The 16,879-nt window shown below is 48.4% G+C and carries 11 protein-coding genes and 1 pseudogene; 9 read left to right on the top strand and 3 right to left on the bottom strand.

Annotation, left to right across the window (positions count from 1 at the left end; genetic code table 11):
• Positions 1 to 27: 27 nt before the first annotated feature.
• On the bottom strand, positions 28 to 1,068 hold the full coding sequence (locus ACJJJB_RS21360; protein ID WP_445365465.1) for an aminoglycoside phosphotransferase family protein: 1,041 nt from the start codon (positions 1,066 to 1,068) through the stop codon (positions 28 to 30).
• Between the two features lie 260 nt (positions 1,069 to 1,328).
• On the opposite strand from ACJJJB_RS21360, the gene ACJJJB_RS21355 reads away from it, so the two are divergent.
• The 5 genes from ACJJJB_RS21355 (at position 1,329) to ACJJJB_RS21335 (ending at position 8,057) form a co-directional block, all read left to right on the top strand.
• Positions 1,329 to 3,938 (top strand): LPS-assembly protein LptD, encoded by a 2,610-nt coding sequence (locus ACJJJB_RS21355; protein ID WP_445365464.1) that lies wholly within the window; start codon positions 1,329 to 1,331, stop codon positions 3,936 to 3,938.
• Positions 3,938 to 5,281 carry a peptidylprolyl isomerase gene (locus tag ACJJJB_RS21350; protein WP_040628036.1) on the top strand — a complete coding sequence of 448 codons (1,344 nt, stop codon included), beginning with the start codon at positions 3,938 to 3,940 and terminating at the stop codon, positions 5,279 to 5,281. The genes ACJJJB_RS21355 and ACJJJB_RS21350 overlap by 1 nt, the downstream gene beginning before the upstream one ends.
• Before the next feature lie 74 nt (positions 5,282 to 5,355).
• Positions 5,356 to 6,333: a 4-hydroxythreonine-4-phosphate dehydrogenase PdxA gene (gene pdxA / locus ACJJJB_RS21345; RefSeq protein ID WP_353377067.1), complete on the top strand. Its 978-nt coding sequence runs from the start codon at positions 5,356 to 5,358 to the stop codon at positions 6,331 to 6,333.
• Between the two features lie 81 nt (positions 6,334 to 6,414).
• A complete protein-coding gene (rsmA, locus tag ACJJJB_RS21340; RefSeq protein WP_353377117.1) occupies positions 6,415 to 7,233 on the top strand; it encodes a 16S rRNA (adenine(1518)-N(6)/adenine(1519)-N(6))-dimethyltransferase RsmA in 819 nt (272 codons plus the stop codon).
• A gap of 11 nt (positions 7,234 to 7,244) precedes the next feature.
• Positions 7,245 to 8,057, top strand: a complete 813-nt coding sequence (locus tag ACJJJB_RS21335) for a symmetrical bis(5'-nucleosyl)-tetraphosphatase (protein ID WP_282951777.1) — start codon at positions 7,245 to 7,247, stop codon at positions 8,055 to 8,057.
• Between the two features lie 130 nt (positions 8,058 to 8,187).
• Here the strand turns inward: ACJJJB_RS21335 and galE are convergent.
• Positions 8,188 to 9,150, bottom strand: a pseudogene (gene galE, locus ACJJJB_RS21330) (UDP-glucose 4-epimerase GalE).
• A 350-nt stretch (positions 9,151 to 9,500) separates the two neighbouring features.
• Between galE and ACJJJB_RS21325 the strand changes: the two are divergent.
• The 3 genes from ACJJJB_RS21325 to ACJJJB_RS21315 all read left to right on the top strand — a co-directional run bounded on the left by ACJJJB_RS21325 (position 9,501) and on the right by ACJJJB_RS21315 (position 14,469).
• Positions 9,501 to 11,423: a PrkA family serine protein kinase gene (locus ACJJJB_RS21325; RefSeq protein WP_026304895.1), complete on the top strand. Its 1,923-nt coding sequence runs from the start codon at positions 9,501 to 9,503 to the stop codon at positions 11,421 to 11,423.
• A 179-nt stretch (positions 11,424 to 11,602) separates the two neighbouring features.
• On the top strand, positions 11,603 to 12,886 hold the full coding sequence (locus ACJJJB_RS21320) for a YeaH/YhbH family protein (RefSeq protein WP_020411517.1): 1,284 nt from the start codon (positions 11,603 to 11,605) through the stop codon (positions 12,884 to 12,886).
• Positions 12,880 to 14,469, top strand: coding sequence for a SpoVR family protein (locus tag ACJJJB_RS21315; protein WP_020411518.1), 1,590 nt, complete (start codon positions 12,880 to 12,882; stop codon positions 14,467 to 14,469). Before ACJJJB_RS21320 ends, ACJJJB_RS21315 begins: the two co-directional genes overlap by 7 nt.
• 79 nt (positions 14,470 to 14,548) lie before the next feature.
• Here the strand turns inward: ACJJJB_RS21315 and ACJJJB_RS21310 are convergent, their stop codons facing one another.
• A complete protein-coding gene (locus ACJJJB_RS21310; protein ID WP_020411519.1) occupies positions 14,549 to 15,121 on the bottom strand; it encodes a helix-turn-helix domain-containing protein in 573 nt (190 codons plus the stop codon).
• A 536-nt stretch (positions 15,122 to 15,657) separates the two neighbouring features.
• Between ACJJJB_RS21310 and ACJJJB_RS21305 the strand changes: the two genes are divergently transcribed.
• Entirely contained in the window at positions 15,658 to 16,878 is a 1,221-nt protein-coding gene (locus tag ACJJJB_RS21305) for a multifunctional CCA addition/repair protein (protein ID WP_026304896.1), read from the top strand.
• Position 16,879: the final 1 nt, after the last annotated feature.

Here is a 16,879-nt window from a genome sequence, read left to right as displayed (position 1 = left end):
CAAATTAATCTATACAATTTTTACAGCTTACCTGAGCGAGTTCCCAGCACTTCGGTAGTCACTATACCAGGGCTGCTGTTCGATCAACGGCAATAACTGGTCGGCAAACCAATCGCCAAAGGGCTTCAGTTCAGAATAGCGACCAGCTGTTTCCAGTACATAACGAATAACCAGGGAGAGATTACTCAGGTACCCCTGTTTGCCATCGCGAAGCGACAAGCGTGGAAACAGGCCAAGTACTTTAATATGACGCTGCAGCCCCATCCAGTCGAACCATCGTAAGAACCTTTCAGGGTCCACAGGTTCCATCACTCCGGCGGCTTCTGCAGTAGCTGCGTAAGCGAATACCCAGCGTTCAACCCGTTCCCGGGGCCAGCGTATATAGCAATCCCGTAACAGCGAAACCAGGTCGTAAGTGATAGGGCCCCAAACCGCATCCTGGAAATCCACAATCCCCGGCCTCTCTCCTTTCCGTATCATCAGATTCCGGCTGTGGTAATCACGATGAACCAGGGTATGTGGCTGGTTGGCTGCATTATCCAATAGCAATTGGAAGGTATCTTCAATCAGCTCCATTTCCTTTGCTGAAAGCTGATGGCCTAGCAGCTTACCCGCCAACCACTCAGGCATAATACGCATCTCTGTCAGAAGCAATTCTGCGTCATAATTGGGAAAAAGTGTTTCGTCTCTGGGTATCTGTTGCAGACACAACAACTCACTCATCACCTCGGCATAGAGGCCCTCGACACTATCGTTATTTAGTACACCAAATAACTGGGTATCGCCAAGATCCTCCAAGAGAAGATAGCCATTGGTCGTATCTGCCGAGACCACCATCGGCGTATGGATACCGTTGCGACGCAGATAATCAGCAATGGCCACAAAGTGGCCTGGCTTGGTGTACTCCGGTGGAGAGTCAACTGCAATCAAACTCGGCTTGGTGTCTGTGCGAAAATAGCGTCGAAATCCTGCATCGCCGGCAAGCTTGAGCAGCTCCGCAGATGAGTGCATTTCCAAAACCTGCCCCACCCAGCGGCTAAGCTCCTCAAATCGCGAGTCATCAGTCACAACACACCTTCAATTCTTCACCTGTGGCTTGTAATTACCGGGCTGATTCCCCAGGTATAAGACCGCATTGTAACCCCACTCAGTGTCGCGTCCAGCAGCGTCTGCACAATTCCTCTTACACGTGTACCAGCGCTGTGGCTATTAACTATTTCTACATTCAAGTAGAATCGAGCGAAGATTTTTGCGCGCCCCGGCTCGATAGCTGTCGCACGCATCTACCGATAAAGAAACATTTAAGAATAGCCGGAACCTATCGATTGATGCATGAAGTCCCCCGGTGGCGTCGCCTAGCACTCGCGATTGCTAATTATTCACACACCCGTACTTTCGCAATCGGCTTAATTGCCGCAACCCCCCTGTGGGCACACGCCAACCAGGGTAATGCTTACGAAGACCCAAACTACAATCCTTATTTGTACCTCGATTGGCTACCCCGCTCAGAGCTTACCCCCGAAGAGAGGGCCAGGATACCGGCTATATGTTCAGGGGCCTTTATTCCCCCTCCGAGAAACTATCCTGATGCAGATCTTCCTCCCGAGAATGCCCCTCTGCGTGCCACCGCCGAAAGATCACAGGTACTTGATGATGGCACCGCAGAATTAAGCGGTAATGTGCATATCACCCAGGGATATCGCCAATTATTTGCCGACCGGGTTGACCTCAATCAGCAAAACCATACCGCCTACCTAAGCGGAGCCGTAGAGCTGCGTGAGCCGAATTTATTGATCCGTGGGGCTTCGGCTGAGGTACACACTGACAGTGAGGCAGCATCGATTGAAGATGCCTCTTACGTTATTCACGATGAATACATCCATGGCGACGCGGCCTACGCAGCACGCCAGACCAGTGGTGAACTCACCCTAACAGACGGCACTTATACCCGCTGTGAGCCGGGAAAGGAGTTTTGGCGGCTGATTGGCGGTGAAATCAATATCGATGAGGTAGAAAGCCAGGGTACAGCTCGAAATGTCCGCCTGGAAATCATGGACGTTCCGGTGTTCTACGCTCCCTATTTCCGCTTTCCAGTGGGAGATGCCCGTATGTCGGGCTTCCTCTTTCCCTCTTTGAGCAACAGTGATAAGAACGGCTGGGACCTCGCTATTCCCTACTATTGGAATATCGCGCCACAAATGGATGCCACAATTACCCCGCGTTATATCCAGTATCGGGGTAATGGCCTGGAGGCAGAGTTCCGACACCTGAGCCCTTTATTCAACAGCGAAATCCGTGTTGCAGATTTGCCAAAAGATAAAGGTGGCAACGATGACCTATCCCGCAAGCTGATCAACAGGGGCTTCCCCGAAGACCTGGTACTGCCTTACAAAGGCGAGGACCGCTGGTTATTCAATCTCGAGCAACAGGGCGGCTATAGCGGTAGCCTTTGGCGTACAAATATTGATTTCACCAAGGTCAGCGATCCAGACTATTTCCGCGATTTAAGTACAGCCAATCTGGGGATTAATGCTGAAACCCAGGTTTCCCAAACAGCCCAGGGTAGTTTGAACTCAGAAAACTGGATAGTGACTTTGCGTGCCCAGGACTATCAAGTCCTGCAAAATGACCGCTTTGATACCTTCGCCCAGCTGCCACGCTTGGATGTAGACGGTAACTATCGCTGGGGGGACTGGCTGCTCTCCATGCAAAATGAAGCCACAATCTGGAGACATCAGGATACCCAAACAATCAGATTTATTGCTGATACTGACGATCCCCTAAGTGTGACCGAACGTACTAACAATTTTATCAATGCAGATAGGTTACGCCTGGATTACGAGCTCTTTTGGGATAAAGAGTGGCTATGGGGCTATTTCAAACCGGGTGTCGCCGGTCGTTACTTGGGCTACCAAGTCAGTGATCTCTTCTTGCCGGAAGGAGCCAACGATACACCCGATGCTGCCGCCGCCCAGTTCACTTTGGATACAGGCTTATATTTCGAGCGGGATACTTTTATTTTTAATCGAGATTTTATCCACACACTTGAACCCCGCTTGTTTACGTTGATCAGCAGCAACGCTAATCAAGATGATTTTTTCGATATCAGTAAAGATGAAGTTTTTGACTATGAAGTTTCTGTCAATCCACTAAGTAACAATCTACTCTACGATACGTCACTGTTTACCTTCAGTTATGACCAACTATTCCGCAGCAGCCGCTTTACTGGCAATGACCGGATTGACGATGCAAGTCGAATCGCCCTAGGACTCACCACTCGCTTTATTGATCCAATTAGCGGGCGCGACCTTTTTTCTGCCAGTATTGGCCAAGCCTATTACTCCAGCGACACACAAATTGGGTTAACAGAATTAGTAGAAAACACTCCCCGCTCTGAACTCGCCGCCCGGCTAGAAAGCCGCCCAATACAGTCCCTCCGAATTGGAAGTGAGTTTGTTTACGATGACACTGAACACAATGTAAACCGAGGCAATTTCAGCCTCAGGTACTTTGACGATAGTGCTCGAATCTTCAATCTAAGCTATTACTATGAGCGAGATGATACGCTGCTCTTCCCAGATGAGGAGAGTAATGATGACGATTCATCCACTCGACAACTTAACAGCTCCGCGGTCCTGCCTATCAGCACCCATACCTCTATAATGGCTAGCGCTTCCTACGATTTAACATTGGACAGGGAACTGCAATACTTGGCAGGCATCGAATATGACGATTGCTGCTATCGTGCACGCTTGGTATGGAGCCGCACCCTGGATAATGATTTAGCCGGTGTAGTGGCACCTGAAGACCTGGAGTATGAGGAAGGCATCTTCCTGGAAGTACAATTGAAAGGCTTGGCCGGGTTCGGGGCTACTGTAACCCAGCTGCTAACCAAGGGGATTGCTAACTTTGATCAGAGAGAAAAGCTGAAACCGTGATGAGAATAATGCAGAAATTTGTGACTAAATTGAGTCTGTCATCCGTTCTGGCTGCCTGCGCACTGATCGCCGGTACTGTTACAGCACAAGTGCAAACCCTGGACCGAGTAGTCGCCGTTGTTGATGAGGATGTTGTGATGGCCAGTGAGCTGGCCCAGCGTTTGAATACTATTGCCAGCCAGATCCAGGCACAGCAGGTCCAGGCGCCCCCTATTGAAGTTTTACGCCGCCAAGTACTTGAGCAGCTGATTGTCGAAAGACTACAGCTGCAAATGGCTTCGCGCGCAGGCGTCACTATCTCTGAGTCTGAACTTGATCAAGCCATCGCACGAGTTCAACAGAATGCCAGTGTCAGCCCGGAAGAATTCCGCCAGCGCCTTCGTGCAGATGGTATGACCATAAAGAGCTTTCGCCAGCAAGTCCGCCAAGAGTTGATGATTCGCCGCGTGGAACAAGGCAGTGTCAACCGTAGAATCCAAATCACAGATCAGGATATCGACAACTTCCTTCGCTCCAAAGAAGGAGAGTTCTGGAAGTCACCGCAGTTTGAGCTCGGTCACATCCTGATTCCCATAAGCTCCAGCGCACCATCCAGTGAGGTGACCCAAGCTCGCGAAAAGGCAGAAGAGCTTGCTGAGCAAGCACGTGAGGGTACTGATTTCCGTCGCTTGGCTATCGCCAACTCCGCTGGGCAAAATGCTCTAGCCGGTGGTGATCTAGGCTGGCGTAAGACAGTGGAACTGCCGACCCTGTTTGCAGATGCGCTCAACGGCCTGAAAGTAGGAGATGTAACAGAGCCTTTCCGCAGCGATGCCGGCTTCCATTTACTCAAGATTCACGCCCAGAAAGGTGCTAACGAACAGCTGGTGGAACAGACTAAGGTTCGTCATATTCTGTTGAAGCCATCCGCCATCCTCACCGATGACGAGGCCTATAACAAACTGATCGCCATGCGCGAGGAAGCCATGGCCAATGATAATTTTGATAAATTAGCCCGGGAAAACTCTGAAGATATAGGCTCAATGCTCGCCGGAGGGGATCTAGGCTGGTCTATGCCTGGTCAATTTGTACCAGAATTTACCCAGGCAATGGACACCACTAATATTGGCGAAATCAGTCTGCCGTTTCGCAGCCAATTTGGCTGGCATATCCTGAAAGTTGAGGACCGGCGCAAGCAAGATATGACTGATCAATATATACGCAATCAAGCTGCCAACTTGTTACGTAACCGTCGCTACGAAGAAGAACTTCAAAATTGGCGCCGTGAAATTCGCGATCAGGCTTATGTTGAAATTAAGCTGCAGGATGGAAACAAAGACTCGACCGAAAAAGAGCAACAGTAGCACTCATCCTTTTAGAATCCCAAAACCGGGCCTAAGCGCCCGGTTTTTTATTGATCAAGGAATTGGCCCACCAAATGACCACCAAAATTGCACTAACCCCAGGGGAACCCGCAGGTATAGGCCCAGAATTAGCAGTTAAAGTGGCACAGCAGGGCAGCAGCTCACAAATAGTAGCTATTGCAGATCCAGAACTACTATACCAGGCCGCCAGCATTCTCAGTCTCCCACTGACATTACTACCCTTCTCTCCTGATTCAGCAGCATCGGCTACTCCACCCGGCTGCCTATATATTCAAGAAATCCAAATGGCCAGCAGTGCCAAGCCAGGTCAATTGAGTACTACCAATGCTCCCTATGTTTTGAGCACTCTGGAGGCTGCAGCTAAAGGATGCTTGAGAGGACAATTTAATGCCTTAGTAACCGGCCCCGTACACAAAGGAGTGATCAACGATGCAGGCATCCCATTTAGTGGGCATACCGAATTTTTTGCTGAGCAAGCGGGTATTGAGCAAGTCGTAATGATGCTAGCAGCTGAAAAGCTGCGCGTGGCATTGGTGACTACACATCTCCCTCTAAAAGATGTCAGTAAAGCTATCACAGGAGAGCGCCTCACACAGGTCATTCAAATTCTACACAAAAGCCTGACCAATGAGTTCCGGATCGAATCTCCTCGCATCGGGGTATGCGGCTTAAACCCGCATGCAGGGGAAGGCGGTCACCTCGGTATGGAAGAAATAGAGGTGATAGAACCAGCTCTGAATAGCTTGCGAGCAGAGGGCATCCAGCTCCTTGGCCCCTTACCTGCCGATACACTCTTTACACCCCCGCAATTAACTCACTGTGACGCAGTATTGGCCATGTATCACGATCAGGGGCTGCCGGTGTTAAAATTCAAGGGGTTCGGTAAAGCTGTAAATATTACCCTTGGGCTGCCTTTTATCCGTACATCAGTAGACCACGGTACCGCGCTGAATCTTGCTGGTACTGGCGATGCCGACAGTGGTAGTTTGGAGGCAGCTTTGGCGCAAGCTATTGAATTGGCTACTCGGTGAGCTACCTCGCAGTATTTGCAAAGTGGCTCTCCCTTTTGTCGTATATATCAACCCAAAAAAGCTTCAAGTATAGATTATTTAATGGACAGTTTTTTCCAGCACAAAGCCCGTAAACGTTTTGGCCAAAATTTTTTAGTCGATGAAAATATCATTGAACGTATTGTACGCGCCGTAGCCCCAAAAGAATCCGACAAACTCGTAGAAATTGGTCCCGGGCAAGGTGCGATTACAGAGCTTCTCCTCCAACGATGCCCTTCCCTAACTGCAGTTGAACTAGACCGGGACTTAATACCCTTACTGCAGTTTAAGTTTAGGAATTATCTCCAGTTTAAAATTATTGAGCAGGATGCCCTCAAATTTGACTTTGGAGAATTTGCAGCAGATTCACCTTTACGCATAGTTGGCAATTTGCCCTATAACATTTCTACGCCATTACTTTTCCACTTACTCAGCTTCAAAGGTAAAGTGCGGGATATGCACTTTATGCTGCAAAAGGAAGTCGTCGACCGCCTCAGCGCCACTCCGGGTAACAAATCCTTTGGCCGTCTGAGTGTCATGGTGCAATATCACTGCCGTGTTCAGGGACTTTTTCCAGTGCCCCCCCAATCATTCCAACCAGCACCTAAAGTAGAATCTGCAATCGTACGCCTTACTCCTCATGAAAAACTTCCGTTCATTGCCGAGGATGAGAAGCTGCTGGAGCGAATTGTCAATGTAGCTTTTCAGCAACGTCGCAAGACACTGCGCAATGCTTTAAAACCGCTATATCCAGAACTGGATGTAAACTCGTTCCCGGTAGATGCCAGCCGTCGCCCTGAAACCCTCGGTGTTGAAGAATTTGTCCGATTAGCAAATTTCTGTACACAGCTTGAAAAACAAAAAAATAACAAGCCAATTTAGGGGACGAAAATTTGGCTACTTACGCCATTGGAGATATTCAGGGTTGCTTTGAGCCATTACAACGGCTACTAAAGAAAATCCACTTCCGCTTTGATCGTGACAAATTGTGGCTTGCTGGAGATCTTGTTCATCGTGGGGACGACAGTCTTGGCACTTTGCGCTTTTTGTATGAGTACCGTCATCAGGTAACCGCCGTTCTAGGCAACCACGACTTACACCTTTTAGCTCTGGCCCATGGAGCCAAACATCTTTCTGAAAAAGAGCATGACTTAGCTAAAATCCTGAAAGCCAAAGGCTCAGACCAGCTACTAAACTGGCTTCAAGGTCTTCCCCTTCTAGTACACAAAAAGGGGTACACCATGGTTCATGCAGGGATTCCTCCCATTTGGAGTGTAACCAAGGCAGCGGCGCTTGCTCGCGAAGTTGAGCATGCCCTGTCTGATGAAGCTATGGCAAAAGCTTATTTTTATGGGATGTATGGTAATGAACCACATTGCTGGAATGACCATCTTATCGGTATCGAAAGGTTACGTTCCATAACCAACTACTTTACACGAATGCGTTTTTGTAAAGCAGATGGCACCTTAGATTTAGTGACCAAACGAGGACCTCAAGCCGCGCATGCCGATTACAAGCCCTGGTTTAGCTTTCCGAACAGAAAAAGTAAGAATGAAAAAATTATCTTTGGCCACTGGGCAGCTCTGGAGGGGCGTGCCGATACTAAAAATATCTATGCACTAGATACGGGATGCGTTTGGGGTGGTTACCTTACGGCAATGCGGTTGGATGATGAGGAGTTCTTCTGCCTAGATTGCAGCCTATAAAAAATTAAATACTTACGACTTTACTGCAAATTAGCAAACCTCAACTGTTAAGTTAGACCAAGCAGTTAGGGTTTTCTACAGGGAGTCGATATTACGAGCTATATCCCCCCGGGTTTTGTGATTGCCAACGCTATGCATCTTCAACCATTTGTATCAGGTCATATTCCGCTTTTCAGCCAGCTCAGTATCCGCATAGCATTCCACAATATCCCCAGGTCTACGCGGTACAATTTCATAAGGAATTTCTCTACCACTGGTTTTTCAAATGCCTTTACGACTTCCAACACAAAACTTCCCTGGCCAGTATCCAAGTTATGGATAAAGCAACCCTGGTCTGTTGTGGGCTTTCTAAGTAGTTCTAGGGCTGCTAAATGTCCCAGAGCTAGATCAGTATATAATCCCGAACACCTGTCCCATCTACAGTTTCATAATCATCACCAAAAACCAGTAGGTAAGGACCGCGTCCAACAGCAACTTGAGATACATACGGCAAAAGATTATTGGGGATTCCTCGAGGATCCTCACCTATTCTTTCACTTTTATGTGCACCAATAGGGTTAAAGTAGCATAACAAACTTACTTTCCAGTAGCTCCCAGGAACGACACAGATATTTCGCAGTATGCCCTCCTTGACGAGCTTGCTGGCACCATAGGGATTAGTAGCTCCAGTTTTAAAATCTTCTTTAATCGGCACCGTGTCAGGTTCCTCGTAGACAGTTGTAGAAGAACTGAAGATCATTCGAAATACGTCAAATTCCTCCATCACTTCTATAAGAGCCTGGATACCTGCTACATTATTCTGACAATAACGTAGCGGCTGCTCGACAGAACCTCCTACTACCTTCATACCAGCAAAATGAATTAGAGCTTCAATCTCACATTCTGAAAAGACTTTCCGAAGCTCCTCTTGATCGCCAATATCAAAGTCATCAAATAGCACCTTTTGCCCAGAAATCATCTCGACACGATTCAGCACTTCCCGGCTGCTATTCGATAGGTTATCCACAACAACTGGCCAAAAGCCAGCACCAAGTAACTCTATGCATGTGTGACTGCCAATGTAGCCGGCACCACCAGTCACTAGAATCGCCATTTTACTTCCTTCGAGCTTTACCCACTTCTAAAAGAGTACGAATAAAACTTAAAACTGCCGTTATATTCAACCCATCTAGATAACAATACCGTGCCGTGATGAGACTGAAAGCTATGCTGGAATAGCTGGGGTCAGTTCCGTATACCCCAGGGAAGAACAAGGATAGTAACGGCAACAATCAATTGCGCTTTTGCCGAGCTTATCTCAGACAAGGCGATTGCTATGCCGCTTCACATATTGATCACCATATGTGTACAAGCGGTGCAACCTTAGAAACAACCAGTGCACTGACTCTAATTGATAAGCAGGACGCTGAGCTCTGCCCACTAGGCTACAGGGAGGTAAATACCGTGACAATTTTCAACCACTACCTGGAAAGGTATGAGTCAATCCAAGATGAGGAACTCAGCATCCAGGAGTATCTGGAGTTATGTAAAACTGATCGCAGCGCCTATGCATCTCCTGCAGAGCGAATGTTAATGGCAATTGGTGAGGCAGAATTAATAGATACCTCTCGCGACCCACGCTTATCTCGAATTTTCTGTAATAAAGTCATCAAGCGATACAAAGCATTCAGCGAATTTTATGGTATGGAAGAAGCCATAGAGCAGATTGTTTCTTTCTTTCGACATGCAGCCCAGGGCCTGGAAGAGAAAAAACAAATTCTTTATTTGCTTGGACCTGTAGGAGGAGGTAAATCGTCACTAGCTGAACGCTTAAAGGCCCTAATGGAACAGGTGCCAATTTACGCAATCAAGGGATCACCTGTATTTGAATCACCTTTGAGTTTATTCTCACCTAGCGAAGACGGTCGAATCCTGGAAGAGGACTATGGTATCGCCAGGCGATATGTCAATACCATTATGTCCCCATGGGCTGTTAAACGGTTGCATGAGTTCAAGGGAGATATCAGTAAATTTCGGGTAGTAAAAATTCGACCTTCTATCCTGGATCAAGTCGCAATATCCAAAACAGAGCCCGGAGACGAAAACAACCAAGACATATCCTCTCTGGTTGGCAAAATAGATATTCGCAAGCTCGAAGATTTTCCACAAAATGATCCCGATGCTTATAGCTTCTCAGGCAGCCTCTGTCGCGCCAACCAGGGATTGATGGAATTTGTTGAAATGTTCAAGGCGCCAATCAAGGTGCTTCACCCCTTGCTAACCGCCACCCAGGAGGGCAATTACAACAGCACCGAGGGACTCGGCTCTATACCTTTCAATGGCACAATCCTGGCACATTCCAATGAGTCCGAATGGCAATCATTTCGAAATAACCGCAATAATGAAGCTTTTCTAGATCGAATTTATATTGTCAAAGTGCCTTACTGTGTGAGAGTCCAGGAAGAAATCAAAATTTACCAAAAACTATTGGAAAACAGCTCTCTCTCTAAAGCGCCTTGTGCGCCGGATACTCTGAGAATGCTGGCACAATTTTCCGTGCTGTCCCGAATCAAAAATCCTGAGAACTCTAGTCTTTACTCCAAAATGCGGATTTACGATGGAGAAAACCTAAAGGACACCGACCCTAAGGCAAAGACTATTCAGGAATATCGGGACAACGCTGGCGTTGATGAGGGGATGAACGGCCTATCTACACGCTTTGCGTTCAAAATTCTCTCCAAGGTCTTCAACTTTGATGCAACGGAAGTTGCAGCCAACCCTGTTCACTTACTCTATGTATTGGAGCAGCAAATTGAACAAGAGCAATTCCCTCCAGAAATCCAGGAAACATATCTTGGATTCATCAAGGAGTACCTAGCTCCAAGATATGTCGAGTTTATTGGAAAAGAGATACAAACTGCCTACTTGGAATCCTACGCAGAATATGGCCAAAACTTGTTTGATCGCTATGTCACCTATGCTGACTTCTGGATTCAGGATCAGGAATACCGCGACCCTGAGACTGGCGAGATACTCGACCGAGGCGCGCTCAATGAGGAGTTGGAGAAAACGGAAAAACCCGCCGGAATATCTAACCCTAAGGATTTCCGTAACGAAATAGTCAACTTTGTATTGCGCGCAAGGGCGAATAATCAGGGAAAAAATCCTGACTGGAGATCCTATGAGAAATTACGTGCAGTTATTGAGAAGAAGATGTTCTCCAATACCGAGGATCTCCTGCCAGTAATTTCCTTCAATACTAAAGCTTCTGCAGATGACAAGCGTAAGCATGCGGATTTTGTTGCTCGAATGGTCGAGCGCGGATATACCGAGAAGCAAGTACGCTTATTGTCTGAATGGTATCTGCGTGTCCGTAAATCGCAGTGACCTCAAAGCACAGTGGGAGGGCTTTCCCCAAGGAAAGCTCACCTTTACACGGGGAACCAAGCCAGCTGGCCTTAACAAAATATCCGACAGTTACCCAGAACTAAGCGAGTCCACTAGGATATTTCTGAACAAATTCCAGGCCAATTGACCGGTGAGTTTATCCGCCCAAAGGCAGAAATATGAGCTATATCATCGACCGTCGCCTGAATGGAAAGAAGAAAAGCACGGTTAATCGTCAACGTTTCTTGAGGCGCTACAAAGCCCATATAAAGAAAGCTGTCGGAGACGCCATGAATAGCCGCTCCATCATGGACATGGACAAGGGCGAACGCATTAGTATCCCGACCAGGGATATCAGCGAACCACTATTCTCTCACGGTGCCGGTGGGCATATTGAACGGGTACTTCCAGGTAATAAAGAGTTCACTACTGGTGACCGAATCCCTCGCCAAAGCCAAAGAGGTGGTGATGGTGGCGGAGGTGGTGCCAGTGATAGTGGTGAGGGCGTAGATGAGTTTGTTTTCCAGATATCTCAAGAAGAGTTCCTCGATTTTATGTTTGAAGGGCTACAGCTGCCCAATATGATCAAGCGCCGACTGGCCGGTAATGAGTCCTTCCAGATAGTTCGTGCCGGCATCAGCAATGAAGGCACACCCGGCCGGCTCAATGTCATTCGCTCCCTGAGGGCTGCTCATGCACGCCGTATCGCTCTTACCAGTAATAAAAGGCGGGTACTACGTGAGCTGGAGCACTCCTTGGATATGGAGGAACGGAAAGATTCCGCCTTGCGTGATCAACGAAAGATAGAGGCAATTAAAAATGAAATCATCGAGTTGCGCCAGCGTATCAGTCGTGTGCCGTTCCTTGATGATTTTGACCTTAAATACAACTTACTAATTCGCCAGCCCAAGCCGCGCTCTAGGGCTGTCATGTTCTGCTTGATGGATGTTTCTGGCTCGATGAATCAAGCAACTAAGGATATGGCAAAGCGCTTCTTCCTATTACTTTATCTTTTTCTTCAGCGCAGTTATGAATATACCGAAGTCGTATTTATCCGCCATCACACCAGTGCCAAAGAAGTGGATGAAGAGGAGTTTTTTTATTCACGGGAGACTGGCGGAACTATAGTTTCCAGTGCGTTAAAATTAATGCGAAGAATCATGCGCGAACGCTATCCGGCTAGCGAATGGAATATTTATGGTGCCCAGGCTTCTGATGGTGACAACTGGAATGACGACTCCAGTACCTGCCATAGAATCCTGATTGATGACATCATGCCTCATGTTCAATATTACTCTTATGTAGAGATTACCCCACGAGATCACCAGGCCCTCTGGGAAGAATATGAAAGTGTTCGCGCACTATTCCCAAATCATTTTGCCATGGAACAAATTGTGGATGTCCAGGATATCTATCCGGTCTTTCGACAGTTGTTTAGCCAAAAGGTAACCGCTCGATGCTAGAAACATTTGCCAGCGGCAGCGACTCACAAAAATCTGATTCTTCTGGCCCTATTTCCACTTCTTCTGAATGGACCTTTGAACTGATCCAGGAGTATGACTGCGCCATTAGCGAGCTAGCGGAAGAGTTTGGTCTGGATACCTACCCCAATCAGATCGAAGTGATCAGCTCTGAGCAAATGATGGATGCCTATTCATCGGTAGGGATGCCAGTGGGGTATCACCACTGGTCTTTTGGCAAACAATTCATCAGCGTCGAAAATAATTACCAGCGCGGCCTTATGGGGTTAGCCTACGAAATTGTTATCAATTCCAACCCCTGCATTGCTTATCTCATGGAAGAAAACACCATGACGATGCAAGCATTGGTTATTGCCCATGCCTCCTACGGGCACAATTCTTTCTTCAAAGGCAATTACCTATTTCGCTCTTGGACAGATGCCGGCAGTATCATTGATTACTTAATTTTTGCCAAGAACTATATCTCCCGTTGTGAAGAGCGCTATGGCCTTGATGAGGTAGAGGCAGTACTCGACTCCTGTCATGCCTTAATGAATTATGGCGTAGATCGTTACAAGAGGCCTTATCCCATCTCTGCAATTGAAGAGGAGCGCCAGCAGCAAGAGCGCGAAGAATACCGGCAACGGCAACTCAATGATCTATGGCGGACTATCCCCAAACTTGGAGAAGGCACCGAGGAAACCCAGGAAAAACGCTTTCCAGAAGAGCCTCAGGAAAACATCCTTTACTTTATTGAAAAAAATGCACCACTTTTAGAAAACTGGCAGCGAGAGCTGGTGCGTATTGTCCGCAAGTTAGCCCAGTATTTTTATCCACAGCGCCAGACCCAGGTAATGAATGAGGGATGGGCTACTTTTTGGCATTACACTCTGCTAACAGAGCTATATCGGCGAGGTAGGGTGACCGAAGGCTTTATGATGGAATTTTTGCAAAGCCACACCAACGTAATTTACCAACCTGGCTTTGATAGCCCCCACTACAGTGGAATAAATCCTTACACTCTGGGGTTCAGTATTTTCAGTGACCTGAGGCGAATCTGTGAAAACCCTACTGATGAGGATCGTCGTTGGTTCCCCGATATCGCAGGAAGTAACTGGCGGGAAACATTGCAATTTGCCATGCGAGATTTCAAGGATGAGAGTTTTATCTTGCAGTTCCTCTCTCCGAAAGTAATGCGCGATATGAAGCTCTTCTGTATCAGCGACAACGACAAGGAGAATGAAATCGTTGTCAGCGCAATTCATGACGATAGCGGCTATCGACAACTAAGGGAGAATCTCGCAGGCCAATACAATCTGGGTAACCGAGAGCCCAATATCCAGGTTTTCTCAGTAGACACTCGCGGCGATCGCTCATTGACCTTACATCACACCCAGTACCAGCGCCGCCCTCTGGGTAAGGAAACTACTGAAGTGCTCAAGCACTTACACAGACTCTGGGGTTTTGATGTACACCTCAACAGCCTGAATGGTGATGAGGTTATGGCCAGCTTTCACTGCCCCGAGCAAGGTCGCGACCGCCAGGAGGGAGAAGAGGAGTCTATGTTAATCCCGAAACCTATTTAAGCGTTCAGCACGGGACTGCCTATAGGCAGGTCCCGCACAGAAGGGGTGGGAAACTAAGCCAGTCGCAGCTTGATATACTTTAGTCGTCAGCTTCCAGTAACAACTTCGCTTTAGCCGCCAGCTCTCCTCGCTCCTCGCGATTTGCCAACAAGGCATCGGCCCCCGCATCCAACCAACGAGCCTTATCCAGATCATCGTCAGAGGGCACAACCAGAATACGCAGGTTAGCGTACTCACTGCGGCTTCTCAAATAATCCAGAACCTGGAAGCCGCCATCGCCGACCAAACTCGCATCAATCACTAACAGAGTGGGTTTGGCATCAGCTAACAAAATACCAGCAGAGAAGCTATCACCTGCAACTTCGATCTCACAGCCTATATTCTTTAAGGCTTGGATTCCCGACGAGGTCAGTTCGGGGTCTGTAGTTACCAACAGTACCTTACGGCTGGGCACTGCTAGATCGTTTGGAACAGGCATGGAGTTATCACGTAGGAAACCAACGAAATCCTCCACACAAATACGATGGTCACCGCGACCTGGAAGTTTGTAAGCCTTGAGTTGCCCGCGCTCTATCCAGCGAATCACCGTACGGAAGTTGACGCCGCAATACCTGGCTGCTTCGCCGGTGGTTAGCACATGTAGTTCGCTCATATTATTTTTTCTCCCCAACAACTGCAGTCCTTGATGCTCAGATCAGCCTCTCACGCCCAGACCCCATCCCCCGAAGTCAGGCGCGAAATTATCCTGCCCAATAGAACCGCCCCTTTAAATTATGCTGTTTAATGCTGCAAAACCAGCCCGAAATTCGGTCCATGTAATTTATTAACGAACAGCGAAACAACCCCCTCAAAAAATACTAAAAGATATAGTTGACAGGTATGACAGGTCTCATAGAATGGCCATAGATTACGCGACACCTGACGTGTCGCCTGATCCTCTCCAGTGGGGTGGCCGGTAAGTCAGATACCCCACTTTTGGCAATTAGATGTTTGCTAAGCGAATACCCTAAGACCCTGGGCCCCCTTGTTTTTTCGGGGCCTTTTTTTTATCTTGCCAAAATCTCACTCCTACCTTCCCTGAAATTCCTGCCCAATATCCTGTTTAATGGGCAGTGCCGGAACCAATGGATTTATGGCAGTGCAACTCTTCACCGGGAAACCGGTTTCTCCAGCCTTGGAGCGATTCTATTGAAGACCTATCTCGTTGGTGGCGCAGTACGCGACAAATTACTTAAACGCCCTGTAACCGAGCACGACTGGGTGGTAGTTGGGGGTAGTCCAGAACAGATGTTGAATCTTGGATTCCATCCTGTAGGAAAAGATTTCCCCGTTTTTCTACACCCGGAGACCGGCGAGGAGTATGCACTCGCGCGAACAGAGCGTAAGAGCGGACGCGGCTACGGTGGCTTCTCCGTAAATACGGATGCCAGTATTACTCTTGAAGAGGACCTGCAACGCCGCGACCTTACTATCAACGCGATCGCTGAATCAGAGGATGGTGCCCTGATTGATCCTTACGGTGGGCAAGCCGATCTAGAAGCACGGCTACTTCGCCATGTATCCACAGCATTCGCCGAAGATCCGTTGCGCATCCTGCGTGTAGCCCGTTTTGCGGCGCGCTACCACCACCTTGGATTTACTGTTGCATCGGAGACAATGGCGCTTATGCGCCAAATGGTCGAGGCTGGAGAGGTTGAATATCTGGTAGCGGAGCGAATCTGGAAGGAAGTAAGCCGCGCCCTTACCGAGCCCGACCCCGATGTCTTCATTCAGGTACTGAGGGAGTGCGGCGCCCTGTCCATCCTGCTTCCTGAGCTGGAGAACCTGTTCGGTGTCCCCCAACCACCAGAGCATCACCCTGAAGTGGATACTGGTGAGCATGTTTTACTGGCACTTAACAACGCCCCTGCCGAGCTACCAGTACGATTCGCAGTCTTACTGCACGACTTAGGCAAGGGGTTAACTCCCGAAGAGATTCTCCCTAGCCACCACGGCCACGAATCCGCCGGCGTGCCCCTGGTAAAGGCCGTCTGTGAGCGCTGGCGTACCCCGAAAGACCTGACTGCACTGGCTATCGGGGTCTGTGAATACCACCTGCATTGCCACAGGGCCTTCGAATTGCGCCCACAGACCATTATGAAAATGATCCGCAGTCTGGATGCCTTGCGACGTCCCGAGCGATTTGAAAACTTTCTACGCGCCTGCGAGGCAGATGCCCGGGGTCGTGAGGGGCTGGAGAATAGAGATTATCCACAAGTGGACTTTTTACGTGCCGCTCGCGAAGCAGCATCGGCGGTAACTGCCGAGGAGTTGATTAAACAGGGCTACCAGGGTGCGAAGCTGGGGCAGGCACTGGACCGGGAGCGCATCAAGGCAATCGCCAAAATAAAGGATAATTACATTGCGTAAT

It is taken from the genome of Microbulbifer variabilis (assembly GCF_052468405.1).
The sequence above is the reverse complement of the archived record's forward strand: the minus strand, read 5'-3'. Positions and strand labels throughout refer to the sequence as shown.